General features: G+C 72.5%; 32 protein-coding genes. 18 read left to right on the top strand and 14 right to left on the bottom strand.

The features are described from left to right. Positions 1 to 30: 30 nt before the first annotated feature. Positions 31 to 681, top strand: a complete 651-nt coding sequence (locus tag E1212_RS08445; RefSeq protein WP_131981253.1) for a dihydrofolate reductase family protein — start codon at positions 31 to 33, stop codon at positions 679 to 681. Positions 682 to 765: 84 nt separating this feature from the next. Continuing rightward, on the top strand, positions 766 to 1,548 hold the full coding sequence (locus E1212_RS08440; RefSeq protein ID WP_238992279.1) for a pentapeptide repeat-containing protein: 783 nt from the start codon (positions 766 to 768) through the stop codon (positions 1,546 to 1,548). A gap of 120 nt (positions 1,549 to 1,668) precedes the next feature. Here the strand turns inward: E1212_RS08440 and E1212_RS08435 are convergent, their stop codons facing one another. The 3 genes from E1212_RS08435 to E1212_RS08425 form a co-directional block, all read right to left on the bottom strand. Further along, a complete protein-coding gene (locus E1212_RS08435) occupies positions 1,669 to 2,883 on the bottom strand; it encodes an RNA polymerase sigma factor (RefSeq protein ID WP_131981249.1) in 1,215 nt (404 codons plus the stop codon). 47 nt (positions 2,884 to 2,930) lie between these two features. Further along, on the bottom strand, positions 2,931 to 3,287 hold the full coding sequence (locus E1212_RS08430) for a YciI family protein (protein ID WP_131981247.1): 357 nt from the start codon (positions 3,285 to 3,287) through the stop codon (positions 2,931 to 2,933). Positions 3,288 to 3,377: 90 nt separating this feature from the next. After that, positions 3,378 to 3,935 carry a helix-turn-helix domain-containing protein gene (locus tag E1212_RS08425; protein WP_131981245.1) on the bottom strand — a complete coding sequence of 186 codons (558 nt, stop codon included), beginning with the start codon at positions 3,933 to 3,935 and terminating at the stop codon, positions 3,378 to 3,380. Positions 3,936 to 4,004: 69 nt separating this feature from the next. Between E1212_RS08425 and E1212_RS08420 the strand changes: the two genes are divergently transcribed. Genes E1212_RS08420 through E1212_RS08405 form a run of 4 tightly spaced genes read left to right on the top strand, consistent with a single transcriptional unit; the run spans position 4,005 to position 5,728 of the window. Beyond that, on the top strand, positions 4,005 to 4,706 hold the full coding sequence (locus E1212_RS08420) for an AzlC family ABC transporter permease (RefSeq protein WP_131981243.1): 702 nt from the start codon (positions 4,005 to 4,007) through the stop codon (positions 4,704 to 4,706). A 2-nt stretch (positions 4,707 to 4,708) separates the two neighbouring features. Continuing rightward, entirely contained in the window at positions 4,709 to 5,029 is a 321-nt protein-coding gene (locus E1212_RS08415; RefSeq protein WP_131981343.1) for an AzlD domain-containing protein, read from the top strand. Positions 5,030 to 5,057: 28 nt separating this feature from the next. After that, on the top strand, positions 5,058 to 5,300 hold the full coding sequence (locus E1212_RS08410) for a FitA-like ribbon-helix-helix domain-containing protein (protein ID WP_131981241.1): 243 nt from the start codon (positions 5,058 to 5,060) through the stop codon (positions 5,298 to 5,300). Continuing rightward, positions 5,297 to 5,728, top strand: coding sequence for a type II toxin-antitoxin system VapC family toxin (locus tag E1212_RS08405; RefSeq protein WP_203416618.1), 432 nt, complete (start codon positions 5,297 to 5,299; stop codon positions 5,726 to 5,728). Before E1212_RS08410 ends, E1212_RS08405 begins: the two co-directional genes overlap by 4 nt. On the opposite strand, the gene E1212_RS08400 is transcribed toward E1212_RS08405, so the two are convergent. Beyond that, complete coding sequence (locus E1212_RS08400; protein ID WP_131981239.1) at positions 5,713 to 6,342, bottom strand: pyridoxamine 5'-phosphate oxidase family protein; 630 nt, start codon at positions 6,340 to 6,342, stop codon at positions 5,713 to 5,715. The genes E1212_RS08405 and E1212_RS08400 overlap by 16 nt on opposite strands. A gap of 107 nt (positions 6,343 to 6,449) precedes the next feature. Between E1212_RS08400 and E1212_RS08395 the strand changes: the two genes are divergently transcribed. Both E1212_RS08395 and E1212_RS08390 read left to right on the top strand, forming a co-directional pair. Further along, positions 6,450 to 7,094: a LysE family transporter gene (locus E1212_RS08395; RefSeq protein WP_131981237.1), complete on the top strand. Its 645-nt coding sequence runs from the start codon at positions 6,450 to 6,452 to the stop codon at positions 7,092 to 7,094. Positions 7,095 to 7,104: 10 nt separating this feature from the next. Continuing rightward, positions 7,105 to 7,629, top strand: a complete 525-nt coding sequence (locus E1212_RS08390; RefSeq protein WP_131981235.1) for a GNAT family N-acetyltransferase — start codon at positions 7,105 to 7,107, stop codon at positions 7,627 to 7,629. A 1-nt stretch (position 7,630) separates the two neighbouring features. On the opposite strand, the gene E1212_RS08385 is transcribed toward E1212_RS08390, so the two are convergent. The 4 genes from E1212_RS08385 to E1212_RS08370 form a co-directional block, all read right to left on the bottom strand. Beyond that, positions 7,631 to 9,115, bottom strand: coding sequence for a cation:proton antiporter domain-containing protein (locus E1212_RS08385; protein WP_131981233.1), 1,485 nt, complete (start codon positions 9,113 to 9,115; stop codon positions 7,631 to 7,633). Positions 9,116 to 9,121: 6 nt separating this feature from the next. Beyond that, positions 9,122 to 9,349, bottom strand: a complete 228-nt coding sequence (locus tag E1212_RS08380) for a cation:proton antiporter regulatory subunit (protein ID WP_131981231.1) — start codon at positions 9,347 to 9,349, stop codon at positions 9,122 to 9,124. 614 nt (positions 9,350 to 9,963) lie between these two features. Beyond that, a complete protein-coding gene (locus tag E1212_RS08375; protein WP_131981229.1) occupies positions 9,964 to 11,373 on the bottom strand; it encodes an HAD-IG family 5'-nucleotidase in 1,410 nt (469 codons plus the stop codon). A 9-nt stretch (positions 11,374 to 11,382) separates the two neighbouring features. Continuing rightward, positions 11,383 to 11,730 carry a VOC family protein gene (locus E1212_RS08370; protein ID WP_131981227.1) on the bottom strand — a complete coding sequence of 116 codons (348 nt, stop codon included), beginning with the start codon at positions 11,728 to 11,730 and terminating at the stop codon, positions 11,383 to 11,385. A 64-nt stretch (positions 11,731 to 11,794) separates the two neighbouring features. On the opposite strand from E1212_RS08370, the gene E1212_RS08365 reads away from it, so the two are divergent. Together E1212_RS08365 and E1212_RS08360 are read left to right on the top strand one after the other, a co-directional pair. After that, positions 11,795 to 12,412, top strand: coding sequence for a TetR/AcrR family transcriptional regulator (locus E1212_RS08365; RefSeq protein ID WP_131981225.1), 618 nt, complete (start codon positions 11,795 to 11,797; stop codon positions 12,410 to 12,412). 229 nt (positions 12,413 to 12,641) lie between these two features. Further along, a complete protein-coding gene (locus E1212_RS08360) occupies positions 12,642 to 13,874 on the top strand; it encodes an endonuclease/exonuclease/phosphatase family protein (protein WP_131981223.1) in 1,233 nt (410 codons plus the stop codon). Between the two features lie 537 nt (positions 13,875 to 14,411). Here the strand turns inward: E1212_RS08360 and E1212_RS08355 are convergent. Together E1212_RS08355 and E1212_RS08350 are read right to left on the bottom strand one after the other, a co-directional pair. Then, entirely contained in the window at positions 14,412 to 16,931 is a 2,520-nt protein-coding gene (locus E1212_RS08355; protein ID WP_420814360.1) for an ATP-binding protein, read from the bottom strand. A gap of 49 nt (positions 16,932 to 16,980) precedes the next feature. Next, positions 16,981 to 17,661, bottom strand: a complete 681-nt coding sequence (locus tag E1212_RS08350; protein ID WP_203416616.1) for a hypothetical protein — start codon at positions 17,659 to 17,661, stop codon at positions 16,981 to 16,983. Positions 17,662 to 17,718: 57 nt separating this feature from the next. On the opposite strand from E1212_RS08350, the gene E1212_RS08345 reads away from it, so the two are divergent. Beyond that, entirely contained in the window at positions 17,719 to 17,973 is a 255-nt protein-coding gene (locus tag E1212_RS08345) for a hypothetical protein (protein WP_131981219.1), read from the top strand. Further along, positions 17,970 to 18,830: a helix-turn-helix domain-containing protein gene (locus tag E1212_RS08340; RefSeq protein WP_131981217.1), complete on the top strand. Its 861-nt coding sequence runs from the start codon at positions 17,970 to 17,972 to the stop codon at positions 18,828 to 18,830. Before E1212_RS08345 ends, E1212_RS08340 begins: the two co-directional genes overlap by 4 nt. 157 nt (positions 18,831 to 18,987) lie before the next feature. On the opposite strand, the gene E1212_RS08335 is transcribed toward E1212_RS08340, so the two are convergent. Continuing rightward, a complete protein-coding gene (locus E1212_RS08335; RefSeq protein ID WP_131981215.1) occupies positions 18,988 to 19,179 on the bottom strand; it encodes a hypothetical protein in 192 nt (63 codons plus the stop codon). Between the two features lie 105 nt (positions 19,180 to 19,284). Between E1212_RS08335 and E1212_RS08330 the strand changes: the two genes are divergently transcribed. From E1212_RS08330 to E1212_RS29345, 3 genes are read left to right on the top strand one after another with little or no spacing between them, the layout of a single operon-like run. Further along, on the top strand, positions 19,285 to 19,698 hold the full coding sequence (locus E1212_RS08330) for a hypothetical protein (RefSeq protein WP_131981213.1): 414 nt from the start codon (positions 19,285 to 19,287) through the stop codon (positions 19,696 to 19,698). Beyond that, positions 19,695 to 19,898, top strand: a complete 204-nt coding sequence (locus E1212_RS08325; protein WP_131981211.1) for a helix-turn-helix transcriptional regulator — start codon at positions 19,695 to 19,697, stop codon at positions 19,896 to 19,898. The genes E1212_RS08330 and E1212_RS08325 overlap by 4 nt, the downstream gene beginning before the upstream one ends. Positions 19,899 to 19,908: 10 nt before the next feature. Continuing rightward, positions 19,909 to 20,082: a hypothetical protein gene (locus tag E1212_RS29345; RefSeq protein ID WP_162605390.1), complete on the top strand. Its 174-nt coding sequence runs from the start codon at positions 19,909 to 19,911 to the stop codon at positions 20,080 to 20,082. A gap of 7 nt (positions 20,083 to 20,089) precedes the next feature. On the opposite strand, the gene E1212_RS08320 is transcribed toward E1212_RS29345, so the two are convergent. Further along, complete coding sequence (locus E1212_RS08320) at positions 20,090 to 21,505, bottom strand: GH1 family beta-glucosidase (protein ID WP_131981209.1); 1,416 nt, start codon at positions 21,503 to 21,505, stop codon at positions 20,090 to 20,092. A 76-nt stretch (positions 21,506 to 21,581) separates the two neighbouring features. Here E1212_RS08320 and E1212_RS08315 point away from each other — a divergent pair, with 76 nt between their 5' ends. Next, complete coding sequence (locus E1212_RS08315) at positions 21,582 to 22,724, top strand: sensor histidine kinase (RefSeq protein WP_131981207.1); 1,143 nt, start codon at positions 21,582 to 21,584, stop codon at positions 22,722 to 22,724. Then, positions 22,721 to 23,386 carry a response regulator gene (locus E1212_RS08310; protein WP_131981205.1) on the top strand — a complete coding sequence of 222 codons (666 nt, stop codon included), beginning with the start codon at positions 22,721 to 22,723 and terminating at the stop codon, positions 23,384 to 23,386. Before E1212_RS08315 ends, E1212_RS08310 begins: the two co-directional genes overlap by 4 nt. Here E1212_RS08310 and E1212_RS08305 read toward each other — a convergent pair. Then, on the bottom strand, positions 23,347 to 23,529 hold the full coding sequence (locus tag E1212_RS08305; protein ID WP_131981203.1) for a hypothetical protein: 183 nt from the start codon (positions 23,527 to 23,529) through the stop codon (positions 23,347 to 23,349). The genes E1212_RS08310 and E1212_RS08305 overlap by 40 nt on opposite strands. 13 nt (positions 23,530 to 23,542) lie before the next feature. After that, positions 23,543 to 23,905, bottom strand: coding sequence for a hypothetical protein (locus tag E1212_RS08300; RefSeq protein ID WP_131981201.1), 363 nt, complete (start codon positions 23,903 to 23,905; stop codon positions 23,543 to 23,545). Positions 23,906 to 24,025: 120 nt separating this feature from the next. Here E1212_RS08300 and E1212_RS08295 point away from each other — a divergent pair, with 120 nt between their 5' ends. After that, on the top strand, positions 24,026 to 26,161 hold the full coding sequence (locus E1212_RS08295; RefSeq protein WP_203416614.1) for an MMPL family transporter: 2,136 nt from the start codon (positions 24,026 to 24,028) through the stop codon (positions 26,159 to 26,161). Positions 26,162 to 26,190: the final 29 nt, after the last annotated feature.

Here is a 26,190-nt window from a genome sequence, read left to right as displayed (position 1 = left end):
AAGTCCCGTCCCCGACTCCGACCTATGGACATGACGACCACACAGAAGCTCCGCGTCCACATGTTCTCCGTGTCCGTCGACGGCTACGGCGCCGGACCCGACCAGAGCATCGAGAATCCGCTCGGCATCGGCGGCGAGAGCCTGCACGACTGGGCCGTCGTCACCCCGACCTTCAACGCCGCCGATCCCACCGCGGCCGCGCCCGTCGGGGTCGACGACGAGTACGTCCAGCGCAACTGGCGCAACATCGGCGCCACGATCATGGGTCGCAACATGTTCGGCCCGGTCCGCGGCGACTGGCCGGACGAGAACTGGACCGGCTGGTGGGGCCCGAACCCGCCGTACCACCACCCCGTGTTCGTGCTGACCCACCACGCGCGCCCGTCCGTCGAGATGGCGGGCGGCACCACCTTCCACTTCGTCACCGACGGCATCGCGTCGGCCCGCGAGCAGGCGCTCGCGGCCGCCGACGGCAAGGACGCCCTCGTCGCCGGCGGCGCGGCCACGATCCGCCAGTACCTGGACGCCGGGCTGATCGACGAGATGGACATCGCCATCTCGCCGGTGCTGCTCGGTGGCGGTGAGCGGTTGTTCGACGACGGCGCCGGCTTCCGCGGATACCGGTGCGCGGGCTTCACTGCCGGTGAGAAGGCCGTGCACGCGCGGTTCGAGCGAGCCTGAGACCCACTGCGTCACCTACGGCGTCGGCTCCGGCAGCGCGGAGGCGAGGGCGGCCTCGACGGCGTGCGCTCGTATGCTACGAGCGTGGTCGAACTGCGAGCCGACTGCGCTCGCTGCGCAGGTCTGTGCTGCGTCATCCCGGCGCTGACACGAACAGCCGACTTCGCCCTCGACAAGCCGGCAGGGGAGCCGTGCCCCAACCTGCGCGACGACTTCCGCTGCGGCATCCACTCCCGCTTGCGCTCGTCGGGCTTCCCCGGCTGCACGGTGTACGACTGCTTCGGCGCGGGACAGCAGGTGGTCCAGGTGACCTTCGGCGGGACGCTGTCGCCTGCCGTTCGAGACGACATGTTCGCCGCGTTCGGCGTCCTGCGGCCGCTGCACGAGGTGCTGTGGCACCTGGAGTTCGCGCAGCGGCTGGAGGCGGCGGCGCCGGTCCGGCCGGCGCTGACGGAGCAGATCGTGCAGGTGACGGCGTTGGTGGCCGGATCGCCGGCAGTGCTCGCCGCGGTCGACGTGGGGGAGGTGCGGTCCGCGGCGGGTCCACTGCTGCGCGAGGCGTCGCGGCTGGCCCGGGCGGGCACGCCCGCGCGCGACCTGCGTGGGGCCGACCTCATGGGGAAGCGCCTACGCGGCGCCTCGCTGCGCGGGGCCGATCTCGGCGGCGCGTACGTGATCGGGGCGGACCTGCGCGGGGCGGACCTCGACCGGGCGGACGTCATCGGGGCAGACTTCCGCGGCGCCGACGTGCGCGGCGCGAACCTGTCGACGACGCTGTATCTCACCCAGCCGCAGGTGAACGCCGCCAACGGCGACGCCGCGACCCGCCTTCCGCCGGGAGCGGACCGCCCGCCGCACTGGGACTAGAGCGCCGCGCGTCCCGTCCCCCCGAACTCGATCGTGGCAACGGCGCCGTCCGTCGGATATCTCGCCTGCAATCACGCCGTTGTCCACGATCACCTGGGTGGGCCTGCCCGGTGGGGCGGGTCATGGCGGCAGCGTACGGCTGAGCCGGTCCTGCAGGAACTCCTGCTCGGCTGCGTTGTCGCTCAGCGCCAGCGCGGCCCGGTACGCCTGCGCCGCCTCGGCGTGCCGGCCGAGTCGCGAGAGCAGGTCGGCCTTCGTCGCGGGGAGATAGCGATAGCCGGCCAGCCGGCCGTCGTCCTCGAGGGCGGTCACGACGGCGAGCGCCGGCCCCGGGCCGTCGACCATCGACACCGCCACGGCGCGATTCAGGGCGACGACCGGGGACGGCCAGCGGCGCAGCAACTCGTCGTACAGGGTGAGGATCTGCGGCCAGTCGGTCTCGGCATAGCTGGGCGCCTGGGCGTGCAGCGCGGCGATCGCGGCCTGCAGCGTGAACCGGCCGGGCGACCCGGACCGCAGCGCGCCCACGACCAGCCGGTCGGCCTCGGCGATGAGCGAACGGTCCCACCGCGACCGGTCCTGCTCCTCCAGTCGCAGCAACCGGCCGTCGGCGTCGGTGCGGGTGGCGCGGCGGGCCTGGTGCACCAGCAGCAGCGCCAGCAGCCCGGCGGTCTCGGGCTCCGACGGCAGCAGCGGGCGAAGCATGCGGGCGAGGTCGAGGGCGCGGCCGGTCAGCTCGTCGCGGACGAGGTTCTCACCGGAGTGGGCGGTGTGGCCGGTCGCGTACAGCAGGTGAATCACCGTGAGGACGGCGTCGATGCGCACGGGCAGGTCGCTCGCGGCCGGGACCGCGTACGGGATGCGGGCAGACGCGATCTTCTTCTTCGCCCGGGTGATGCGGGCGGCCATGGTGGGCTCGGCGACGAGGAACGCGTGCGCGATGTCCGGGGTGCCGACACCGCAGACCAGCCGCAGCGTCAGCGCGACCTGCGCCTCCTGGGCCAGCGCAGGGTGGCAGCAGGTGAAGATCAGGCGGAGCCGGTCGTCGGGGATCGGCGCCACGTCGTCGGCGATCATCCTGGTCTCCACCTCCGTCTCGACCGTGGCGCCGTGGTCGTCGGCGTCCATGAGCAGCAGCGGGAGCTTGGCCTGCAGGGTGCGCTGGCGCCGGATGACGTTGAGCGCCGTCCGCCGGGCCACCGTCGTCAGCCACGCGCCCGGCTTGGCGGGGACGCCGTCGCGCTGCCACCGGGTGAGCGCCTGGACGTACGCGTCCTGAACGGCCTCCTCGGCGGCGTCGAGGTCGCGCGTGACCCGCACCGTCGCGGCGAGCACGAAGGCCCACTCGCGACGGTGCGCGTCGGCGACCGCCTGTTCGACCGTCAGGACGTGAGCCCGGAGAAGTCGAGCCCGAGCAGCGGCCGGACCTCGACGCCGCCACTGACGATCGGTGTCATGCGGGCCAGCTCGATGGCGTGGTCGAGGTCGCGTGCCTCGATGACGAAGACGCCGGCCAGCGCCTCCTTGGTCTCGATGAACGGGCCGTCGGTGACGAGATCGCCGCGGATGGTCGTGGCCGTCGCGCTGGGCTCCAGCGCGATGCCGCCGAGCTCCTTGCCGCCCCTGTCGCGGATGCGGCCGGGCAGCGCGCCGTGCGCCTCGAGGATCTCCGGCGGCAGGTCCGGCGCCTGGCCGCCCTCCGCCTCACGCTCGTAGATCAGAATCGCGTACTGAGCCATCAGAACTCCTCGGTGGTGTCGGTGGAACAGCTGTCTACATCCTCTCGACACGCGACCGGCGACCGGATCGACAGCCCCGAGAAGAATTCTTCAGACGTGTTCGGAGACCAGGACGGCGACGGTGTCCGGTTCGAGCGCGCGGAACACATGCGGCAGGTCACCCGGGTACGCGACGTAGTCGCCGGGCGCCAGCTCGACGGGGTCGCCGGTGAGCCCGACCTCGGCCCGGCCGGCGCTCAGCACCACGTGCTCGACGACGCCGGGCATGTGCGGCTCGGACGCGCGCGGCTCGCCCGGCTGGGCGCTGATGAGGTAGATGTCGCGGCGGGCGTTCGGCGGGCTGGCGGACAGTACGGTGGCGACGTAGTCGGACCGCTCCGACGCCACCGCCGGCCCCTCGCCCTTGCGGATCACCTGCACGCGCGGCCTGGCCGGTTCGAAGAGCTGGGCGAACGGCACGTCCAGTGCGACGCTCAGCGCCCACAGTGTCTCGACGCTCGGGTTGCCGCCGCCGGACTCGAGCTGCGACAGCGTCGACTTCGCGATGCCGGCGCGGCGGGCGACCTCCGCGAGCGAGAGCCCTGTGCGCCGGCGCTCGCGCTGCAGGGACGCGGCGATGACGGCGAGCGGCGCCTTCGGCTGGCTCATGACGATGTTCGCTCCATCGGTCGGTCGTTCGTCTTGACGAACGGTCATGCGTCGTTCAGTGTAGTGGTCATGCGTTCGATCTACCGAACACTACGCGCCGACCGGGCGCTGACGCGAGATATCGCGCTCGTGTGTGTCGCCGACGCGGTGGTCGGCCTGTCCTTCGGCGCCATCGCGGTGAGCGAGGGGCTGCCGGTGTGGGCTCCCATGCTGCTGTCGGTCGTGGTGTTCGCCGGCGCGGCGCAGTTCATGTTCGTCGGCCTGGTCGCGTCGGGCGGCAACCCAGTGGCGGCGGTGCTGGCCGGGCTGCTGGTGAACGTGCGGCACGTCGTATTCGGCTTCACCGTCGGCGACGTCGTCGGCCGTGGCTGGCGGCGTGTCGTCGGCAGCCACGTCATGGTCGACGAGACGGTGGCGTTCGCGCTGGCCCAGCCCGACGCGACGCGCCGGCGGGCGGCCTACTGGGCGTGCGGCGTCGCGCTGTTCACGTGCTGGAACATCGGCGTGGTCGTGGGCGCCTCGGCAGGGTCGGCGGTCAGCGATCCGGCGGCGCTCGGTCTCGACGCCGCCTTCCCGGCCGTGCTGCTGGCGCTGGTGCTGCCGGCGCTGCGCGACCGGACGACGGCGCTGGCCTGCGTCGTCGGGGTGGCGATCGCACTGGCGACGGCGCCGTTTCTGCAGGCCGGGCTGCCGGTGCTGCTCGCACTGGCCGGTGTCGTCGTGGCGCTGGCGCGGCCGGCGCACCCGTCGTCGGAGGAGGTGGCCGCGTGACGATGTCGGCGACGGCGCTCGTGGCGGCCGTGTTCGTGCTGGGCGCCGGGACGTTCGCGTTCCGGTATGCCGGTCCCATGCTGCGCGACCGGGTCACGCTCTCGCCGCGGGTGGAGCAGCTGCTGGGGGTGTCGGCGATCGTCCTGCTCGCGGCCCTCGTCGCGACCTCCGCCGTCCTCGACGGCCGCGAGTTCGCCGGGGTCGCCAAGCCCGCCGGCGTGGCCGTCGGGGCGCTGCTCGCGTGGCGGCGGGCCCCGTTCGTCCTGGTCGTGCTGGCCGCCGCCGCGACGGCGGCACTGCTGCGCCTCGTCGGCGTCCCCTGATAGCATTGATATCAGCGAGGTGATCGGCATGGCCCAGATCCTGGTACGTGAGCTGCCCGACGACGTGAAAGAGCGTCTCCGGGTTCGTGCGGCCCAGCGCGGCCGTCCGCTCGAAACCGAGGTCCGGCAGATTCTCATCGAAGCCGTGGCGCCCGCGCGGCGGCAGAAGTCCTTGGTCGACGCGCTGGTCGACGCGGCCGCGGCGGTGGGCGGAGTCGACCTCGAGCTCCCAGCCCGAACCGAGACGCAGCGCCCGGTGACCTTCGAGTGATCATCGCCCTCGACACCAATGTCCTCTCAGAGCTGTTCACGCCCGTGCCACACCCCGACGTCGTCGCCTGGCGGCGTGCCCACCTCGGCGAGACGGTGATCACGGCGGTGACGAAGGCCGAGATCCTCTACGGCATCGAGAAGCTGCCCGAGGGCCGACGCCGGCGGCGGTTCGAGGTGGTCATCCGCGAGACGTTCGCGGCGCACACACCCTCCGCCGTGCTGCCGTTCGACGACGCGGCGGCCGCCGAGTACGCCCGGATCGTCGCGCACCGCGAGTCGATCGGGCGGCCCATCTCCGTCCCCGACGCGCAGATCGCGGCCATCTGCGCGAGCCAGGACGTGCCGCTGGCCACCCGGAACGTGCGCGATTTCGAGGAGACCGGCATCGTCGTGCTCGATCCGTTCGTGGGTCAGGGCAGCACGTAGCGGTGTGACCAGCCGCCGTCGTGGCGGATGAAGCGGGCGCGAGTGGCGATGCCGCTGCCCTCGGGCATCCACCAGACGTCGACGCGGTCGGGGACCAGCGCGAGGGGGGTCCACGACGGCGGCGGCTGCGGCGGGTCGGCCGCGATGTACCGCTCGAACACCGCCCGCACCACGGCCGGGTCGACTGGCGCACCCTCGACGCCGCCGGACGCGTCGGCGACCTCGTCGTGGGTCCAGGCCAGCGCCCGCAGGCGCGGCGACAGCGCCGCGTACCAGGATCGCGCCTCGGACGGCGACGGCGTCAGCACGGCCGCCCGGCCGTGCAGCGTCACCTGCCGGGCCGGCGAAGGCCAGAAGAACACGCCCGCGGCCCGCGGGTTCGCGACCACGTCCGTCGTCTTCACGGACGGGCGGGAGGTGTGGAACCGCACGGCGGCGTCGTCGATGGCCGTGGCGAGCACCGTCCGCGCGTGCGGGGCGCCGTCGGGCGACGCCGTCGTGAAGGTGAAGCAGCGGGCGGCGCTCCCGCCCCCCGCCGCGGCCACCCAGTCCGCCAGCAGCCGCAGCGGGTGGCCGGAAACTCCGTTGAGCCCGGCGCCGTCGTTTGCCATCATCCCTCCATGATCTCGACTCCCGGACCCCGCCCGCTGACCGCCGCCGCCCGCCCGGCGAAGACGCAGCAGCAGACGCGCCCGGACGCGAGGTCGATCCTGCCCACGCCATGAGCGCGGCCATCGTCGCGGGGTTGCTGGCCGGCTATGGCATCGCGATCCCGGTCGGTGCCGTGGGCGCCTACCTCGTCGCACTGACGGCGCGCACCTCACTGCGAGTGGGCGGTGCGGCCGCCCTGGGCATCGCGACCGTCGACGGCGGCTACGCCGTCGCCGCCGTGCTGGGCGGGGCCGCGCTGGCCGGCGCCATCGAGCCGTACGCGCAGCCGCTGCGCTATTCCTCGGCGGCCGTCCTGCTGGTCATGGCCGCCGCCGGCGCCGTCGCGGCCTACCGCCGGCACCGCGCGGGACCGGGGCTCGACACCGTCGGGCCGGCCGCGGAGCCGCGCCGGGAGACCCCGCTGCGTTCCTACGTCACGTTCCTCGGCATCACGGCGATCAACCCGATGACGGTGGTGTACTTCGCCGCGCTGGTCATCGGCAGCGGCGCCGAGCTCGCCGCCGGCGCCGAGGCGGCGGTGTTCGTCGCCGCCGCGTTCGCCGCGTCGGCCAGCTGGCAACTGCTACTGGCCGGCGGGGGAGCGCTGCTCGGGCGGTTCGTGACGAGCCCGCGCGGACGGCTGACGACGGCGTTCGTCTCCAGTGCCGTCATCGTGGTGCTGGCCGTTCGCATGATCGTCATCGGCGGCGAGTAACGTCCGGAACGTGACGGATGCCGGGCACACCACGCTTGTGACCGACCGGCTGCTGCTGCGGCGCCCGGTCCCCGAGGACGTCGACGTGATCTTCCACGTCTACCGCGACCCGCGCTCGTGCCAGCACAACCCGTCCAACTTGCTGCGCGACCGCGACGGCGCCGAGAGCCTGTACCGCAGCTGGGACGAGCACTGGCGGGTCGAGGGGTTCGGCTACTGGACGGTGCTGCGGCACCAGTCCCACCGCCCGGTCGGGTTCTGCGGCCTCAAGTACATGTGGTTCCGCGACGACCAGGTCGCGAACCTGTTCTACGGGTTCGACCCCGCCTGGTGGGGGAACGGCCTCGCCGCCGAGGCCGCGCGAGCTGCCGTCGGCTGGAGCGCGAAGCACCTGCCGGGCGTGCCCGTGGTCGCCCGGATCCGGCCGGACAACCACGCCTCCCAGCGGGTCGCCGTCCGGGCCGGGCTGACCAGGGCCGAGCACCTCGACGGGCTCGGCTTCGACGGCCTCGAGTGGATCTACGTCACGACATGACTCAGCCCCCGGTGCGGGCCTGGCCCAGCGGCTCGCGCACCAGGATCTCGTCGACGTAGCAGTACTGCCAGTCCGCACCAGGCTGCAGCGACTGGATGACGGGGTGGTGCTCGTCCTCGTAGTGCGCGCGCGCGTGCCGGGCCGGCGAGTCGTCGCAGCAGGCCACGAGCCCGCACTTCATGCACAGTCGCAGCTGCACCCAGGTGCCGCCGTCGTCGACGCACTGCTGGCAGACGTCGATGCCGGTCTCGGTGACCTCCATCTGATCCTGGTGGATGCAGGCCGTGCTCATGGTCTCGGACTGCACGTACTTCCAGCGCGAGCGCAGCAACCGGTCGGGCACGAACCGGGCGAAGTGCCGCGACTGCGACGCCAGCAGCGGCGCCGCGATGGCCAGCACCAGCACGTACAGCGCGACGAACGGGCCCATGCGCTGGTCCAGGCCGGCCGCGATGGCCAGCGTCGCCAGGATCAGCGAGAACTCGCCGCGGCCCAGCACCGTCAGGCCGATGTTCGTGGCCGCGCGCTGGTTGAACCCGAACAGCCGGGCCGTGAACACGCCGGCGGTCAGGTTCGTCACCAGCGTCGCGCAGACGGCGATGGCCACCGGCAGCGCCACACCACCCAGGTCGCCGATGTCGATGGTGAGCCCGAACGAGATGAAGAACACCGCCGCGAACACGTCGCGCAGCGGCAGTACCAGCTGCTCGACCCGCTCCTTCAACGCCGTCCGCGACACCACCAGGCCGATCATCAGCGCGCCGATGGCCTCGGAGACGCCGACCTCGAGCGCCACGCCGGCCACCAGCACCACCAGCCCGACCATGAGGATGGCCAGCAGCTCGTCCTCGCGGGAGTCGAGGAGCATCGCGACGGCCCGCGCACCCCAGCGGGCCAGCGCGAACAGCGCCACCAAGAAGCCGAAGCTGATCAGCAGGTCGACGATGAAGTCCAGCGTCGAGCCGGAGTTGTTGAGCACGGGCGCCAGCAGCGCGAGGTAGAACGCGAGGAAGATGTCCTCGATGACGATGACGCCGAGGATGATCGGCGTCTCGGCGTTGGTCAGCCGTCGCAGCTCGATGAGCAGCTTCGTCGCGATGGCGGACGAGGAGATGCCCAGCGCTCCCGCGATGACCAGCGCCTCGGACGTCCCCCATCCCAGCGCGAAGCCGAGCCCGAGCCCCGCGCTGACGTTGAGACCGATGTAGACGCCGGCCGCGATGAACAGCCGTTTGCCGCTGCCCAGCACCTGCTCGGCCGGGAACTCCACGCCGAGATGGAACAGCAGCAGGACCAGTCCCAGCGACGCGAGCAGCGTGAGGTCCTCGGGATGCTCGACCAGCACGGGACCGGGCGTGCCGGGGCCGAACACGATGCCGATGAGCATGTAGCAGGGGACGGTGGGAAAGCCGTACCGACGGCCCAGGCGGGCGACCAGACCGGCGAGCAGGACGATGGCGCCCAGCCCGATGAGATCAGCGTGCACGTGCGCCTATCCCTCGAAGAACGTGCCAGTGAGGACCGCGCCCAGCTTCAGCGCCTGCTCGCGGCTCAGCTCGAGGACGGCGGTCGGCTCGTCGCCCTTGCTGGTGAAGACGTAGAGGTCGCGGATGTCGCCGCGGCGCACGACGACCGAGACCCGCTGCGTCGCGCTGCCCAGGTCGATGTCGTACCGCTTGCCGATGCCCGGCAACTCCTGCATGTGCACGCCCTGGCCCATGTCGGTGCCCCTTCATCTGGATGGATCGTCTCCGGCGCGGTCAGAACCCGAGTCTAGGGTCGGCCCGCCCCAGGGTGGGTCTCCACGTTCGTACGCGGCCGAGGCGGCGCCGCCGCGACAAGCTGTGACAAGCCTGTGAAGGGGTCAGTCAAGGAAGCTATGTCCGTTTTCGCCGCACATTCAGCACGAGGGGAATGTTAATGCGACGACACGCGGGAAAGATTTCTGCGTTTCTCCTTGCGCAACTTCTTTGACTGTTTAGACTCACGGTCAAGAACACACGGGGTCGTCCGGACCGAAAGCTTGACCCTGCTGGTTCGCCAACAGAGGTTCTTTTCCCACGAAGGAGTCAAAGATCATGGACGCACTTTCGGGTCTCCTGGACACCATCGTCGCGCTGGTCAACCAGCTGCTGGGGACGGTCACCGGCCTCCTCGGCTGAGGCGCCGGCAGGTAAGCCCTTCTCCATCCGGTGGGCGCTTGGCGGCTCCCCACCACCCGTCCGCGTATGTCCTGGGATTCCCCGGACATGCGCGGACGGTCTTGTGTCGCCCCGAATTCGGCGGCGGCGAATGTCGTGATTGACGCCGGTTGTCCGGCCTGGGTGGGGCGCCCTATTCGGGGGCGATCTCGCGCGGCATGATGTCGTGTGGCAGCGAGGTGCGCGCGGCGCGGAGAAACGCGAACGGCGTGCGGCGGCCGAGGTTGGCCACACGCGAGGTGTAGATGTCGGCGTACTTCTCGACCTGGCGGGCGAACAGGCTCTTGTCGTTGCCGGCCCGCATCATCGGGCCCCAGGTGGCGTTGCCGAGCTCGCCGGCGGCGCGGGCGAGCGGCACGATCCGCTCGTCGAGGGCGCGCAGGGCCTCGCGCAGCGCCTCGACCGTCTCGCGCGGCGCGTCGTCGCCGGGGCGCAGCTGGGCGATGCGGGCGTGGGCGAGGCGGTCCTCGAGGTCGGCCTTCTCGCCCATGAGCCGGCGCAGCTCGCGCTCGTCGTCGGCGAAGGCGATGGCAGCGGCGATCTCGGCCTCGAGCTCGCGCATGATGAGCGCCGTGCGCCAGCGCAGCGCCGACTTCGTGACGTGGACGTCGCCGAACAGGTGGTCGCCGACGTAGAGGATCTCGTCGCCGGTGAGCTGCAGGCTCTGCTCGACCCGGCGCGCATTGCCGCCGTGGTACACCTCGCCGGTCTTGAACGGGCCCCAGTGCGGCTGCAACAGCCCGCGTTCGGGGTCGACCACCCGGAACGCCGGCTCGACCTCGGCGAAGAACCGGGGCTTGGCGGCGGCCACGACGACGATGTCGAACAGGTCGCGCCAGGAGCCCGACGGGACGTGGCGGTCGAAGGCGTAGCTCATCATCGCCTTCGTGTAGGCCCACTCGCTGTTGGTGATGAGCAGCAGCCGCTTGCCGGCCAGTCGCTGGTCGATGAGGGTCGGCGCGGTGTCGGGGTCGATGTCGCAGAACCGGTCCGGGTCGGCGACGATCTCGGCCTTCAGCGCGCCGGTCATGTGCGACTCGTCGAGCGCCCCCGACACGATGCGGTACAGCTCGTCGTAGCCCAGCGGGCCGGGAATGGTGCCGTCGTCGAGGCGGTCGACGAACTGCGCGTAGAGGGCGGACTCCGAGATGGTGAACAGGGTGTTCATGAACCGGAAGCGCGGGTTGCTGAGGTCGACGGTGACACCGGCGTACGTGGTGCGCAGCTCGTCGAACGAGAGCTGCCGGGTGCCGTGCTGGGCCTGGATGACGTAGCCGAAGCGGGTCGCCTTCACCAGGTTGCCGAGGTCGAGGTCGATGACCAGGCCCTGCAGGTAGCGGTCGGGCTCGAACACGAGACCGGCGACGGGGTAGTCGCCGGCCGCCAGCACCCGCGTGGCGTGCTCGAACGCCGTGCGTTCCCACGCCTCGGTCCGGTAGTGGATGAGCGTGTAGTCCATGTCGTAGCCGATGGCCTGGACGGAGCGCAGGTTCAGCGTGCGGTTGGCGTAGACACCGCGTTCCAGTGGGCCCGGAGACGTCATGGACCGAGACTAGAGGCTCGGGTCGCTCGCCTGGTCCATGACGTAGATGATCGCGCCGCCCGGGTCCTGGTAGGTCGCCATGAAGCCGCCGGGGATCTCGTTGGGCTCCTCGATGACGCCGAGCGAGTCGGGCTTCGCGGCGTGGAAGGCCTTGACGCTCTCGACGACGAAGAGCGGCCCGACGGGCGCGTCGGCATCGTGGGAGTCGAGCATCAGCTGGACGTCGGTGCCCGGGAGGGTCAGCGCGACGGTGGCATCGCCCTCGCGCCAGGCCTCGTCGAAGCCGAGGCCGTCGCGGTAGAGGGCCAGTGACGCCTTGAGGTCGGAGGTCGGGACGAACAGGAACTCGAGCTTCATGACGGTTCTCCTCGGGACGGTGCCGTAATTGGATTTGAGCATAGCGTAACGGCATTATGGTGTCGTGCGCGAGTGGGTTCCGGTGTCGAGTTCGGCGAGGGGACGGCTCGCGCGCGCCGCCGTGGAGGCGTTCGGGGCGCGGCCGTTCGAGGAGGTCACGGTCGGCGAGCTGGCCGCGGCGGCGCGGGTCACCACCGGCGCGCTCTACCACCACTTCGGCAGCAAACTCGGGGTCTACGCGTTCGTGCGCGAGGACGTCGAACGTCGGCTGCTGGATCGCATGGAGGGCGCCGTCGCGGCGTCCCTGCCGGTGGGGGACCGGACGGCCGCGGTGACGGCGGCGCTGCTGGCCGGCTTCGACTTCGCGGTCCGGGAGGGGTTCGCGCAGCTCTTGGCCGCACCGCCGCCGTCGCGGCCGCTGGAGCCGGACCGGCTGGCGGAGCCGGACCGGCTGGCGGAGCCGGACCGGCTGGCGAAGCCGGACCGGCTGGCGAAGCCGGACCGGCTGGCGGACCTGCTGAGCGCGCTGACGGCGCCCGCGTCGGCCGTGCTGGGCCGCGTGCTGGCGGCGTCGTGGCGGGCCGCGGTCCTCGCCGTCGCCGAGGGCGAGCCCCCGCCGTCGGCTCGGGCCGCGCTGGTCGCGCTGGAGGCGCGGATCCCGGCATGGCCGTTCGCGGGCTGAGCCGCGGGCACTCCGGCGACCGGAAGACCGGCGCGCTCGTCGGCGGCGATGGTCCGGGTGCGCTCGACGAGGCGGGGGAGCAAGACGGGGCCGGCGGATTCCACTGGATGACCAGGCATCGAACGCAGTCCACGTGATGAGATTCGATCGAGACGTGCGGGCGTCACCTCCTGTTCGCCCGATGGGTCTACGGTTGCCCGGATTCGGTCATCACGGGAGAGGGACCTCCATGCGCATCTCCATCCGCGCCGTCGCGGTGACGGCGGCCCTGACCACGACCGCCGCGGTGCTGGCGGCGGCCCCGGCGAGCGCCGGACGCGACGGCGGCGACGACACGGCGGGCCGCGGCGCCGCGGCCGTCCGCGTCGCCACCTACAACCTCAGCCTCAACCGCGCCGTCGCCGGCGAGCTCGAGGCCGACCTGTCCACGACGACCGACACACAGGCGCAGGCGGTCGCCGAGGTCATCCAGCGGACCCGGCCCGACATCGTCCTGCTGAACGAGTTCGACTACGTCGAGGGCGGCGTGGCGGCGGACCTGTTCCGCGAGAACTACCTCGAGATCGGCCAGGGCGGCGCCGACGCGATCGAATACCCGTACGCCTACGTCGCGCCGTCCAACACCGGCATCCCGACCGGCTTCGACCTGAACAACGATGGCACCGTCGGCGGCGGCGACGACGCCTACGGCTTCGGCCTGTTCCCGGGCCAGTACGGCATGGCGGTGCTGTCGAAGTACCCGATCCTCGAGGACGACGTCCGCACGTTCCAGAACTTCCTCTGGAAGGACATGCCCGGGTCGCTGCTGCCGACGGCGTTCTACTCGCCCGAGGAGCAGGACATCCTCCGGCTGTCCAGCAAGTCGCACTGGGACGTGCCGGTGCGAGTCGGTGGCCGGACCGTGCACGTGCTGGCCTCGCACCCGACGCCGCCCACGTTCGACGGTCCCGAGGACCGCAACGGCCGGCGCAACCACGACGAGATCCGCTTCTGGGCCGAGTACGTCGGCCCGGGCCGGGCCAACTGGATCTACGACGACGAGGGCGTGCGCGGGGGACTGAAGCCGGGCTCGTCGTTCGTCATCCTCGGCGACCAGAACAGCGACCCCGTCGACGGCGACTCCGTGCCGGGCGCGATCCAGCAGCTGCTCGAGAACCCGCGCATCGTCGACCCGCTGCCCACGTCGGCCGGCGCCGCCGAGGCCGCCGTCCTGCAGGGCGGTGCGAACGTGTCGCACCGGGGCGACCCGCGCTACGACACCGCCGACTTCGCCGACGGCGCCCCCGGCAACCTGCGCGCCGACTACGTGCTGCCGTCGCGGCAGCTGCGGCCGGTCGGGGCGGGCGTGTTCTGGCCGGTCCGCTCCGACCCGCTGTCCCGGCTGACCGGCGAGTTCCCGTTCCCGACCAGCGACCACCGGCTCGTCTGGGTGGACGTCCGGGTGCCGGGCGGGCGCGGCTGATCGCGCCTGACGGCCTGGAGCTGCCGCGTCCAGGCGACGACGAACAGCGCTGCCGTCAGGCACGCCGTCGCCGCCACCGGCCTGACCCACCACGCCGCCGGTTCGCCCACCTGACGGGGAGCGAGCCGGCGGCGTCGTCGTTCACTGCCCAGGAGCAGCCCGGCCGCGACCGCGCCAGCCGGAGTCCGGCGCGCGACGTGTGGTGCCCGTGCTGCCCGTGCGCACGCACGGTCACCACGCCGTCACAGTCCGTCGTCGAACCACGGAGCCATCCTCCGACCCGTGCCACGGGTGACGCCCGGGTCGGCATTGTCAGGGGGTTGTCAGGGCGCTGTAGCTGTTGCGGACCGCCCCGGCACGACAGAGTGGTCCCCGCGGGGGGAGGAGTGCCGGAACCCGTACCAGATGTGGGTGGACATGGCCAGGCGCCGGCGCCGCACAAGCTTGGCCGGCTGCGAGTCTAGCGGGGGGCAAGACCGCAGCCGGCCGGGCACTTACGTTCCCCGGAGGGGAACGTGGCAGGGCCTTCCGAGAAGATCACCAGGGCGCGTCGAGCGTGCTGAGGGTGTCGTCGGGCGGGTAGCCGTCGGCGACGGCGTGCAGGGGCGTGGCCTGTCCCGCGCCCCACGCGTGCGCGAACGCGCGCTCACCGAGTTTGTCGCGGACCGCAGCGGTCGTGAGCTCGGTGTCGGGGCGCTCGCATTGCGGGACCGGTGCGCCGATGGTGTCGCGGACGGCCGAGGCCGCGCCGAGCAGGAATGCGGCGTACCCGCTGTTGTCGTGCTGCTGCGCGACCGAGGCCAGCGCCTCGAGGACGCTCGCGGCGCGCCACTTGTCGCCCAGCTCCTGGTGTTCGGCGAGGCTCTCGTCGAGCAGGTGGATGGAGCGTTCGAGGCGGCCCTGGCGGCGCGCGACCACCCCCAGCTGGTTGAGCGACCAGCCCACGCCTTCGCGGAACCCGAGTCGTTGTGCGCGGCCGAGGCTCTGGTGCAGCAGCCGCTCGGCACCGGGGAGGTCGCCGTCGTACAGGGCGACGGACCCGAGGTTGATCTGCGACCAGGTGATGCCCTCGCCGTCGCCGGCCTGCTGGAAGTAGGTGAGCGCGGCCTCGGAGTAGTCGCGCGCGCGGTCGAGGTCCATGCGCAGCCAGGAGACGAACCCCAGGTAGTGCCTAGCCCAGGCGATGCCGGCGCGGTCGCCGAGCTGCTGGTAGAGGTGCAGGCTCTCGAGGTGCAGCTGGTGCGAGCGGTCGTACTCGGCGCGCTCGCGGGCGATGCTGCCCAGGTGCACCAGCGTGCGGGCGGCGCCGGCGGCGTCGTCGAGGCGCCGGTAGATCGCCAGCGCATCCTCGAGCCGTTCCGCGGCGATGCTGTACTCGCACTGCAGGTGCGCGAGGAACCCGGCGCCCTTGAGCGCCGCGGCCAGGGCCGGGTCGGCGACGGGCTCCGGGCCGGCGCGGGCGATGCGCAGCGCCGACTCGAGCCAGTCGCGGCCTTCGGAGTAGTGGCCGCGCAGCGAGAAGTACCGCCACAGCGCCGCCGCCAGCCGCATGGACTCCACGGCCAGCTCGCGGCTGATGGCGCGGCCGAGCGCGATCCGCAGGTTGTCGAGCTCGGTGTCGAGGCGGTTGAGCGTCGCGCTCTGCTGGCCGGTGCCCAGACTGGACTCGGCCGTCTCGGCCAGCTCGACGTAGTGCAACAGGTGCCGCTGCTCGATGGTGGCGCGCCGGCCGCCGTCGTCGAGCCGCCGCCCGGCGTACTGCCGGATGACGGAGAACATCGAGTACCGCGCTTCGGCGGCTTCGCGGTCGACCAGGATCAGCGATTTGTCGATGAGCCGGCCGGTGAGGTCGAGGACGCGCTCGTGGCAGGCGTCGGTGGCCTCAGGGCAGAAGACGGCGACCGCGGCGGGCAGCGTCCAGCCGCCGGAGAACGTCGAGACGGCTTCGAAGAACTCCTGCTCCTCGCCGCTGAGCAGGTTGTAGCTCCAGTCGAGCGCGGCATCGATGGTCTGCTGGCGCAGCGGCGCGGTGCGGCTGCCACCGGACAGGATGCGCGACGACGAGTCGAGCTCGTCGGCGATCTGCTCGATGGTCAGCACGTTCACCCGCGCGGCCGCGAGCTCGATGGCCAGGGGGATGCCCTGGACGCTGCGGCACACCCGGCTGACCTGCAGCAGGCGCTCGTCGCGCGGGTGCACCCCGTGGGCGGCGGCGCGGGCGAGGAACATCCGGACGGCGTCGGCGTCGCGGATCTCCTCTGGCGCGGCCCGCGACGGCGGCACGGAGAGCGGCTGCACCTGCCGGACCACCTCGCCGGGCGCCCGGAGCAGCTCGCGGCTCGTGGCCAGGATGGTCAGCCGCGGGCAGCGCTGCAGCAAGACGGTGCACAGCCAGGCGCAGGTCTCGACCACGTGCTCGCAGTTGTCGAGGACGACGAGCATGCGCCGCGCCCCGATGTGCTCGGCCAGCGCGTCGATCTCGGCGGCGTCGGAGGCGAGCCGGAGCCCGACGGCGGCCGCGACGGCATCGGTGACCTCGGGGCCGTCGGGCCGGGCGGCCAGCGGCACCCAGCAGACGCCGGCCTCGAACTGGCGGCCGACGCCGTTGGAGACCGCGACCGCGAGGCGGCTCTTGCCGACGCCGCCTAGCCCGGTGAGCGTGACCAGCCGGACGCCGCCGTGCCCGAGCAGCGACGTCAGCTCGGTCAGCTCGGCGGCCCGGCCGATGAGCGTGTCGGGAGGCAGCGGCGGGCCCTGCAGCTGCGGCGTGTAGCCCGACGGCGAGCGGCGCAGCGACTCGGTGAACACTGCGAAGTCCTGCTCGGACAGGTTGAGCGCCGTGGCGAGCATGCGCACGGTGAGGGGGCGCGGCGCCCTTCGGCGGCCGCGCTCGAGCGCTGCTACGGCGTCAGCGCTGAGACCGGCTTTTTCGGCAAGCTCCTCCTGCGACAGACCGGCTGTCAGCCGGTGTCGCCGTAGAAGACCCGCGAAATCGTCGATCTCGTTCCTGCCCGACACTCGTCGTAAACCTCCGAGATGACCCGGTAGCTGTGAAATCGTACCGGGTGATCTTGGGGTATCAGGAGGCGTCGAGCAACTGATTGGCTCAGAATCGCCAGACCTCGGCCACGGCGACGAATGCGCTGGACGAGGGGCGGTCCGGTGTGCCGCCGCGGATGATCTCGCCGGGTAGCCGCCGGTCGCGCACCTCGATGGCCGCGGAGGCGCTCGGACCGGTCACCAGGCTGAGGCTGTGGACACGGCCGCCGAGGTCGAACCGGTCGGTTGCGAACGCCCGCCGATCCAGCACGTTCGCGATGCGGACGCTGACGTCGCCGGCCCGCGCCCGGGTGCCGCGGGCGAGATCGTTCGTGATGTGCACGGACCGCCGCTCGATCCGCGGCTCCGGCCACGGCAGGCCCGTGGCCTCGGGGAAGAACCTGGTGAAGGTGTGCTCGAGCCAGTAGCCGAGGTCGGGATGGTCGGTGAGCACCCGGACGGCGCCGTCGTGCCAGAGCACGATCGCCGCGCCGGGCCCGTGGGTGGACCACTCGACGGTCCAGACCGACGCGTACGCCGTCACGACGTCGTCGCCGAACAGCTGGACGCCCGGGTTGGCGCCGACGAGGACCACCTTGCGGAGGGCAGGGTCGGTGGCTTCGGTGTCGTCGGTGGCCTCGTCGGCGATCGACGGGAGGGCCAGGCCGGCGGTGAGGCCGGCTGTGGTGAGGGCGGTGGCGGTGCCGGTACGGATGAGCCGGCGGCGGCTGAGGGGCTGCGTCGTCATGGCGGCAGTCGACCCGCCGGGCAGATCCGATGCCATGAATTCGAGTACGTTCGAATCATGGCGGTCCGGATGCCGATGACGGCCGATGCCCTGGGCCGGTCGCGGTTCGGCATCTCGCCCTGCGCCGAGGTGGTCGGCAGCCTGCGCGCGCTGCACCGGCCGGCGCCCGGGTCGCCGCATCTGATGCGCTGGCGGGCCCGCGCGCTCGACGCCGTCCCGGCCGGGCCGCTGAGCCTCCTCGCGGCGCTGACCGGCAGCACCGTGTACATCCCCGACTTGCTCACACACCGCCGCCGGACGCCGCCGTCATGACGATCGACGACGAGGTGGCGGCCGTCGCGGCGACCCCGGCCGAGCTGGTCGAGTACCAGCTGGACATCGCCTACCGCGGCCGGACCGTGCCGGCCGCCGTCGCGGCGAGCGTCGGCGGGCCGGCCCGGCTCGAGGAGCTGCGCCAGCCGATGCCGGCCGTCGTCGCCGAGGCGCTGGCCGGGGGACCGGCGGCGTTCGCGGCCCGGGTGGCGGCGGCGATGCGGACGTACTTCGCGTGCGTGCTCGAGCCGGACTGGCCGCGGGTGCTCGACGTGCTGACCGCCGACGTCGCCTACCGCGGCGACCGGATGGCGCAGCACGGCGCGCTCGCCCTGCTCGACGACTTCCACCCGTCCGTGCGCTGGGACGACGGCGCGGTCGTCGTGCGCAAGCCGTTCGACCTGGTGGTCGACTGGCCGTACGACGGCCTGCTGCTGATCCCGAGCACCGGTGTCGGCGACGGCGTCCTGCTCAACGCCGAGCGCCCGACGACGCCCTCGATCCTGTACCCGGCCCGCGGCCTGCACGCGCTCTGGTCGGTTCCGGGCGGGGCCGATGCGGAACGAGGGACCGGCGACCTGGGCGAGCTGATCGGGCACACCCGCGCACCGCTGATGGCCGCCCTGGACACTCCGCGCACGACAGCCGAGCTGGGCCGCCGCGAGGCGTTGACGCCGGCGACGGTGTCGTACCACCTCGCGATCCTGCACCGCACCGGCCTGGTGTCGCGGCGCCGCAGCGGCCGCCGCGTGGTCTACAGCCGCACCGACCTGGCGGCCGCGCTGCTGGGCGCTGTTCGGAACGGCGCCCCTTCCTTCGGCGCGGGCGCGGCTGGACGGGAGGGACACCTGGCGTGATGTCCGGCTTCGAGGCCCGGCAACCCAGTGCTGCCGCTCCCGGGAACGGCTGACCCAACGACAGGTCGTATCGAACACCTGATCTGCCTACCTGCTCAGGCCAAGGACGAACCGCAGACCCCGGATGGTGACCTCGACACGAACCGAAGCTCCGGTGTCAGTCGGGCAGGTGCCAGATGAACACGAGGTTGGTGCCTTTCGCCGCGGCTGTGGCTTGGAACGAGTGAAGCGTCCAGCCGTTTGTCGTTCCCTCGTCCAGTAGAGGTTGAATCGCCTCTTCGATCTTGTCCTCGGCATCGGCGATGAACCCTGCCTTGATGTACGTGTTCTGTACCTTGTAGCGAGCCACGGGCGCCTCCCTGAGCTGTGCGAGAACCGGATGTCGCGTCAAGTGTGCTTGACACAGCGGAGGTGGGTCAAGTCTACTTGACTCGATGACGGAAGGGAGGCGTCCGTGCACACCCACGAGACCGCAAGCTATAGAGAGTCGAACAGGGCGACCGCTCAGCTCGCGCTCTGGACCCTCGCCTGGTCGGTGACCCTCGCGGCGGCCAAGTTCGGCCCCGAGGTCGTGTGGAACGAGCAGCGGGTGGCGAGCTGGGCAGCAGTCGCGGTCAACCTTCTCGTCGGCATCGCCTGGATCGTCACCTTCGCGCGCCTCCTGAGGGCACTCGACGACCTGCAGCGCAAGATCATGCAGGACGCGCTGGCGGTGACCCTCGGCGTGGGCTGGGTCGTCGGCTTCGCCTACTCGGTCGCAGACGCCGCCGGCCTCGTCACCCGCGACCTCAACATCGCGCTCTTCCCCGCGATCCTGGGAGTCGTCTACGTGATCGCCTTCGCCGTCGGCCGGCTCAGGTACCAATGAAGAACCGCGTCGCCGAGCTCCGGGCCGAGCGCGCTTGGACACAAGCCGACCTGGCTCAGCGCGTCGGCGTGTCACGACAGTCGATCAACGCGATCGAGACGGGGAAGTTCGACCCGAGCCTTCCGGTCGCGCTCCGTCTCGCCAAGCTGTTCGACCTGACGGTCGAGGACATCTTCACCGACGAGCAGCGACGCGCGTAGCCGCCTCAGCGTGCCGCCGCTGGTCCCGTGGCTGGGCCTGCTGCTCGTGGCCGGGCTCGCGGGCATGGCGCTCACGGCCCGGACGACGGCGACGACGCGCGGCCGGGTGGCCCTCGCCGTCGCCGCCCTCGTCTGGCTGGCGTTCACCGCCTGGTTCGCGGTGATCGTCGTGCTGCCGAGCTGACGGCGCCTCAGCCCTCCGGAAGCGCGTTGCGCGCGACCACGCCCTGATACCAGTGCGCGGAGTCCTTCCACGTCCGCACCAGGGTGTCGTAGTCGACCCGGATGAGGCCGAACCGGCGGTCGTAGCCGTAGGACCACTCGAAGTTGTCCAGCAGCGACCATGCGAAGTAGCCGCGCACGTCGGCGCCCTGGTCGATGGCCTGGCCGACGGCCTCGAGGTGGCGCGCGATGTAGTCGATGCGCAGCGGGTCGTGGACGGCGCCGTCGGGCGAGACGGTGTCGGCGAAGGCGGCGCCGTTCTCGGTGATCATCATCGGCTGGTCCGGATACTCGCGCGCGATGCGCAGCAGCAGCTCGGTCATGCCGGTGGGGTCGATGTTCCAGCCCATGGCGGTGTACGGGCCCTCGGGGCGGACGAACTCGACATCGTCGGCGCCGACCCAGGGGGAGCCGAGGGCGTCGTCGTGACCGTCGTCCTCGGAGCGCGGGCGCGCGCCGTCCCACCGCCGGGCGAGCGCCGTCGAGTAGTAGTTGACCCCGAGCACGTCGATCGGCTGGTGCGCGATCTCCTCGTCGCCGGCACGCACGAACGACCAGTCCGTGACGTGCGCGGTGTCGTCGAACAGGTCGGCGGGGTAGGCGCCGGACAGCAGCGGGCCGGTGAAGGCGCGGTTCGCCAGCGCGTCGACCCGGCGGACCGCATCGAGGTCGGCCTCGGAGGACGGGTCGACCGGACGGATGACGTGCAGGTTCAGCGTGATCGAGGCGCGCGCCGACGGCAGCACCGAGCGGATCGCCTGCACCCCCAGCCCGTGCGCGAGGTTGAGGTGGTGGACGGCGGCCAGCGCGGCGGCGCCGTCGGCCCGGCCCGGCGCGTGCGCACCGGAGGCGTAGCCCAGGTAGGCGCTGCACCAGGGCTCGTTCAGCGTGGTCCAGGTGTCGACGCGGTCGCCCAGCTCGCGAGCCATGAGCTCGGCGTACTCGGCGAACCGGTACGCGGTGTCGCGGTTCGCCCAGCCGCCGGCGTCCTCGAGGTCCTGCGGGAGGTCCCAGTGGTACAGCGTGAGGACCGGCTTGACGCCGCGATCGAGCAGGCCGTCGACCAGCCGCGAGTAGAAGTCGAGGCCCTCGCGGTTCACCGGCCCGCTGCCGCCGGGCTGGACCCGCGGCCACGCCGTCGAGAACCGGTACGCGCCCAGGCCGAGGTCGGCGATGTGGCCGAGGTCCTCCTGCCAGCGGTGGTAGTGGTCGTCGGCGACGTCGCCGGTGTCGCCGTTCAGCGTCTTGCCGGGCGTGTGCGAGAACGTGTCCCAGATGGACGGCCCGCGGCCGCCCTCTTTGGCCGCGCCCTCGATCTGGTACGAGGCCGTCGCCGACCCCCAGAGGAAGCCGTCGGGGAAACGGCGGCCGGTGCCGATGGTCATGGTGTCGGGACTCCTCGCGACGACGTGGCCGAAAGACGTGGACGGAACAGCCCCGACCTTATCTAAGCTGCCGTCCATGACCGAGGGCCGGGAACCGTGGACGCGGGGACCGCGCGGCGACGCGCTGCTCGCCGCCGCCACCGGCGTGTTCGTGGTGCTCACGACCGTGCTCGGCACGGGCGACCCGATCGCGGTGCGGCCGGTCCCGTGGACCGGCTGGGTGCTCATGATCGTCGCCTGCGCCGCGCTGGCGTTCCGCCGCCGGTACCCGGTGACGGTGGGCGTCGTCACGCTGGCCGCGTCGATGGTCTACTACCCGGCGATCAACCCCGACGGCGCGCTGCTGGTCACGCTGATCATCGCGCTGTACTCGCTGGCGTCGGCGGGCCGGACGGTGGCGGCCGGGGTCATCGGCGGGCTCGCGATCGTCGGCTCGGCGTTCGGCGAGTACGGCACCGACGCATCCCCGCTCGGTGACGCCGGCATGTTCCTGCTGGTCAGCTGGCTGGTCGCCGCGGTCGCCGTCGGCGCGGGCGTGCACACGTCGCGCCGCAGCCGCGAGGAGGCGCTGCGCCGGCGGGCGATCGAGGAGCGGCTGCGCATCGCCCGCGAGCTGCACGACGTGCTCGGGCACAACATCTCGCTGATCAACGTGCAGGCCGGGGCCGCGCTGCACGCCCTGTCGCGCGGCGGCGGCGGCGGCGGCGAGACTCCCGCGGCGAAGGCGCTCGCCGCCATCAAGGAGACCAGCCGCGAGGCGCTGCGCGAGCTGCGCGGCACCCTCGGCGTGCTCCGCCAGGTGGACGATGAGGAGGCCCCGACGGCGCCGGCGCCCGGTCTGCGCCGGCTGCCGGAGCTGGCCGACCGCAGCAGGGCCGCCGGGCTCGCCGTCGACGTCGAGACCGAGGGCACCCCCGTCGCGCTGGCGCCCGCCGTCGACCTCGCGGCGTTCCGCATCGTCCAGGAGGCGCTCACCAACGTCACCCGGCACGCCGGTGCCGGGCGGGTCGCCATCAGCGTGGGCTACGGGCGCGATGATGTGACGGTGGACGTGAGCGACGACGGGCGAGGCGCCGGCTCCCGCGCGAGCGGCGGCGGCAGCGGCATCGACGGCATGCGGTCGCGGGCCGAGGCGCTCGGCGGCACGCTCGAGGCGGCCGACCGGCCCGAGGGCGGGTTCCGCGTGACCGCACGGCTGCCCTACGGAGGTGCTGCGTGACGACGGTGCTGCTGGCCGACGACCAGCGGCTGGTCCGGGCGGGGTTCCGGTCCATCCTCGACGGCGAGCCGGACCTCGACGTCGTGGGCGAGGCGGCCGACGGCGCCGAGGCGCTCACGCTGGTCCGCGAACTGCGCCCCGAGGTCGTCCTCATGGACGTGCGGATGCCGGAGCTGGACGGGCTCGAGGCCACCCGCCGCATCGTCGCCGACCCCGCGCTGGCCGGGGTCCGCGTCGTCATCCTCACCACGTTCGACCTCGACGACTACGTCTACGGCGCGCTGCGGGCCGGCGCCAGCGGGTTCCTCGTCAAGGACACCGAGCCCATGGAGCTCATCCACGCCGTCCGGGTCGTGGCCCGCGGCGACGCGCTGATCGCCCCGTCGATCACCCGGCGGCTGATCTCCGAGATCGCCGGCCGGGCCGCCAAGCCGGTCCCGAACGCCCGCCTCAACGCGCTGACCGAGCGCGAGCGCGAGGTGCTCGAACTGGTCGCGGCCGGGCTGTCCAACGACGAGATCGCCGACCGCCTGGTCCTCAGCCCGGCGACGGCGAAGACCCACGTCAGCCGCATCCTCACCAAGCTCGACGCCCGCGACCGCGCGCAGCTCGTCGTGCTCGCCTACGAGGCCGGGCTGGTGACCCCCGGCTGGCTGGGCTGACGGCGCCGCAGCCGCGCGACCAGCGCGTGCACGGCGGCGAATCCGGCGGCGACGGTGGGAGCGGCCAGCAGGCCGGTGGCCAGTCCCGACGGCGGCATCGCCAGCATGCCGGCCAGCGCCGTCCGTACCGCCTGGCCGCGCATCAGCCGGGTGCCGTCACGCGGAAGGCCGGCCGTCGTCGTCCATGACGTCGGTGTGCACCCGCTCGCCGTCCCACCAGGTGATCTCGGCGCGCCATTCGGTGTCGTCGGCCATGGACCGGCCGGTGAGAGTGAAGGAGTAGAAGTCCTGTGCGTCGACGGTGCGGGGCAACGTGATCTGCTCGCCCTCGCCGTCATCGTCCTCCTCGCCGCCGCAGCCCTGGGCCCTGGACCGCTCACCGGTGACGGGTCCGTGCGGCTCACCGCCGTGAAGGTGAGATCGCGCAGCTCGATGGGCGACGGCGTCGTCGCCGCGGATGCCGACCCGGGCCGGCACGGTCCCGCGGAGGGCTGGACGACCCCAGGCGTACGCGATCACCCGCGACCACAACCCGGGATGTAGGCCGGGTGTCCACTCCAGCCGGACGCGCCGAGCCGTGCCGTCACCCGATCCTCGTCATCGTCGGGAGAACTCCGCACGGTGAGGAAGGACGAGATCATGGGGCTGGAACGGCTCGCCGCCTGGTCACAGCGGCACCACTGGCTGGCCATCGGGCTGTGGGTGGCCGTGCTGGCCGGCGTCACGGCGCTGTCGCAGGCCGTCGGCGACGACTACCACGACGAGCACACACTGCCGGGAACGGAGTCGCAGCTGCTGTCCGACACGCTCGAGGACGCCGCGCCCGCGCAGGCCGGCGATTCGGTGCAGGTGGTGCTGCACGCCGAGGACGGCGTCGAGACCCACCGCGAGCGGGTCGCCCCGATGCTCGGCGAGCTCAGCATGCTGCCGCACGTCGTCCACGTGTCCGGCCCGTTCGACGCGCCGGGAGCGGTGTCCGAGGACGGGACGATCGCCTACGCGACGGTGACGCTGGACGGCACCGCCGCCGACGTGCCGGCCGACGCCGTCCGCGAGATCATCGACACCGCGCAGGAGGCCGGCGGCGACGGCCTGCAGGTCGAGCTGGGCGGCGACGCGGTCCGCGGCGCGGAGGAGTCCGAGGGCGGGGCCGCCGAGGGCGCCGGCATGCTGGCCGCGCTGGTGATCCTCGTCTTCATGTTCGGCTCGTTCCTGGCCGCGACGCTGCCGCTGATCACCGCGGTCTTCGCGGTGGGCTCGACGCTGGGCGTCATCGTGCTGCTGTCCAACGTGGTGACGATCGCGACCTACACGCCGCCGCTGATGATGCTGGTCGGCATCGGCGTGGGCATCGACTACGCGCTGCTGGTGTTCGCCCGGTACCGCTCGGAGCTGCTGGCCGGCGCGGACCGGCAGCGGGCCGCCCGCACGGCGCTGGACACCGCCGGGCGCTCGGTGATCTTCGCCGGCTGCACCGTGATCATCGCGCTGCTCGGCCTGTTCGCCCTGGGGCTGGGCTCGCTGCAGGGCGTGGCACTCGCCGTCGCGCTGACGGTGCTGGTCACCATGCTCGCGTCGCTGACGCTGCTGCCGTCACTGCTGACGGTGTTCGGCCGGCGGATCGAGAAGCGGATCGTGACGCACGCGCAGCGGTCGAAGCGGCAGCCCGGCGCCCGCTGGCGGCGCCTGGCCGACGCCGTCCGCCGTCGCCCACTTCCGCCGCTGGTCGCCGCCGTCGCCGTCCTGCTCGCGCTGTCCGCACCCGCGCTGGGCATGCGGCTGGGCTTCGCCGACGCCGGCAACGAGTCGGCGTCGTCGACCAGCCGGCAGGCGTACGACCTGCTGGCCGCCGGGTTCGGCGACGGGTTCAACGGCCCGCTGATCGTGCTGGCCGATGGTGCGGACGACGGCGGCGCCGCGCTGACGTCGGCGCTGGAGTCGGCCGACGGCATCGCGGGCGTGGTGCCGGCGCAGCCGCTGGAGGGGACCGACCTGGCCCTGGTCGTCGCGTTCCCGGAGTCCGCGCCGCAGGACGCCGCGACCGGCTCCCTGGTGCACCGGCTGCGCGACGAGGTGCTGCCGCCGCTGGAGTCGTCGACCGGTGCGACCTACCTGGTGGGCGGCTCGACGGCGGCCGCCGAGGACTTCGCCGCCGCCGTCAGCGACCGGCTGCCGCTGTTCGTCGCCGTCGTCGTCGGGCTGTCGGCGCTGCTGCTGATGGCGGTGTTCCGGTCCATCTGGGTGCCGGTGAAGGCCGCGATCCTCAACCTGCTGAGCATCGGCGCGTCGCTGGGCGTGGTGACGCTGGTCTTCGGCGAGGGCCTGTTCGGCGTGCCGGCCGGCCCGGTCGAGGCGTTCGTCCCGGTGATGATCTTCGCGATCGTGTTCGGCCTGTCGATGGACTACGAGGTCTTCCTCGTGTCGCGGATGCACGAGGAGTGGCGCCGCTCCGGCAACGCCGTCCGCGCGGTCCGCGAGGGGCTGGCGACCACCGGCGGCGTCATCACGGCGGCCGCGACGATCATGGTCGTGGTGTTCGGGGCATTCCTGCTCAGCCCGGACCGCATGCTGCAGCAGTTCGGCCTCGGCCTCGCGGTCGCCGTCTTCCTCGACGCCGTCGTCATCCGGTGCCTCATCGTCCCGGCGGTGATGAGCCTGCTGGGGGAGCGGGCCTGGTGGCTGCCGCGCCGGCTGGACCGGGTGCTGCCGCACATCGCGCTGGAGCGCGACCCGGCCGCCCGGCCGCCGGCCGGCACCGTCGTCGCCGAGCGCTGACGGGAGACCGGCGGGCCCGTGCCCGCCGG

Origin of the sequence: Jiangella ureilytica, from assembly GCF_004348545.1 — a bacterium.
Taxonomy (GTDB): Bacteria; Actinomycetota; Actinomycetes; order Jiangellales; family Jiangellaceae; genus Jiangella; species Jiangella ureilytica.
Note: the sequence above shows the minus strand (reverse complement) of the source record. Positions and strands in the feature narration are given on the sequence as shown.

Excerpts from the sequence above, each read along its gene's own strand:
- E1212_RS08445 (WP_131981253.1), top strand. The coding sequence starts at position 31 with ATGACGACCACACAGAAGCTCCGCGTCCACATGTTCTCCGTGTCCGTC.
- E1212_RS08430 (WP_131981247.1), bottom strand. The coding sequence starts at position 3,287 with ATGGCTCAGTACGCGATTCTGATCTACGAGCGTGAGGCGGAGGGCGGC.
- E1212_RS08425 (WP_131981245.1), bottom strand. The coding sequence starts at position 3,935 with ATGAGCCAGCCGAAGGCGCCGCTCGCCGTCATCGCCGCGTCCCTGCAG.
- E1212_RS08420 (WP_131981243.1), top strand. The coding sequence starts at position 4,005 with ATGCGTTCGATCTACCGAACACTACGCGCCGACCGGGCGCTGACGCGA.
- E1212_RS08415 (WP_131981343.1), top strand. The coding sequence starts at position 4,709 with ATGTCGGCGACGGCGCTCGTGGCGGCCGTGTTCGTGCTGGGCGCCGGG.
- E1212_RS08410 (WP_131981241.1), top strand. The coding sequence starts at position 5,058 with ATGGCCCAGATCCTGGTACGTGAGCTGCCCGACGACGTGAAAGAGCGT.
- E1212_RS08400 (WP_131981239.1), bottom strand. The coding sequence starts at position 6,342 with ATGATGGCAAACGACGGCGCCGGGCTCAACGGAGTTTCCGGCCACCCG.
- E1212_RS08395 (WP_131981237.1), top strand. The coding sequence starts at position 6,450 with ATGAGCGCGGCCATCGTCGCGGGGTTGCTGGCCGGCTATGGCATCGCG.
- E1212_RS08380 (WP_131981231.1), bottom strand. The coding sequence starts at position 9,349 with ATGGGCCAGGGCGTGCACATGCAGGAGTTGCCGGGCATCGGCAAGCGG.
- E1212_RS08375 (WP_131981229.1), bottom strand. The coding sequence starts at position 11,373 with ATGACGTCTCCGGGCCCACTGGAACGCGGTGTCTACGCCAACCGCACG.
- E1212_RS08370 (WP_131981227.1), bottom strand. The coding sequence starts at position 11,730 with ATGAAGCTCGAGTTCCTGTTCGTCCCGACCTCCGACCTCAAGGCGTCA.
- E1212_RS08360 (WP_131981223.1), top strand. The coding sequence starts at position 12,642 with ATGCGCATCTCCATCCGCGCCGTCGCGGTGACGGCGGCCCTGACCACG.
- E1212_RS08350 (WP_203416616.1), bottom strand. The coding sequence starts at position 17,661 with ATGACGACGCAGCCCCTCAGCCGCCGCCGGCTCATCCGTACCGGCACC.
- E1212_RS08345 (WP_131981219.1), top strand. The coding sequence starts at position 17,719 with ATGGCGGTCCGGATGCCGATGACGGCCGATGCCCTGGGCCGGTCGCGG.
- E1212_RS08340 (WP_131981217.1), top strand. The coding sequence starts at position 17,970 with ATGACGATCGACGACGAGGTGGCGGCCGTCGCGGCGACCCCGGCCGAG.
- E1212_RS08325 (WP_131981211.1), top strand. The coding sequence starts at position 19,695 with ATGAAGAACCGCGTCGCCGAGCTCCGGGCCGAGCGCGCTTGGACACAA.
- E1212_RS08320 (WP_131981209.1), bottom strand. The coding sequence starts at position 21,505 with ATGACCATCGGCACCGGCCGCCGTTTCCCCGACGGCTTCCTCTGGGGG.
- E1212_RS08315 (WP_131981207.1), top strand. The coding sequence starts at position 21,582 with ATGACCGAGGGCCGGGAACCGTGGACGCGGGGACCGCGCGGCGACGCG.
- E1212_RS08305 (WP_131981203.1), bottom strand. The coding sequence starts at position 23,529 with ATGCGCGGCCAGGCGGTACGGACGGCGCTGGCCGGCATGCTGGCGATG.
- E1212_RS08295 (WP_203416614.1), top strand. The coding sequence starts at position 24,026 with ATGGGGCTGGAACGGCTCGCCGCCTGGTCACAGCGGCACCACTGGCTG.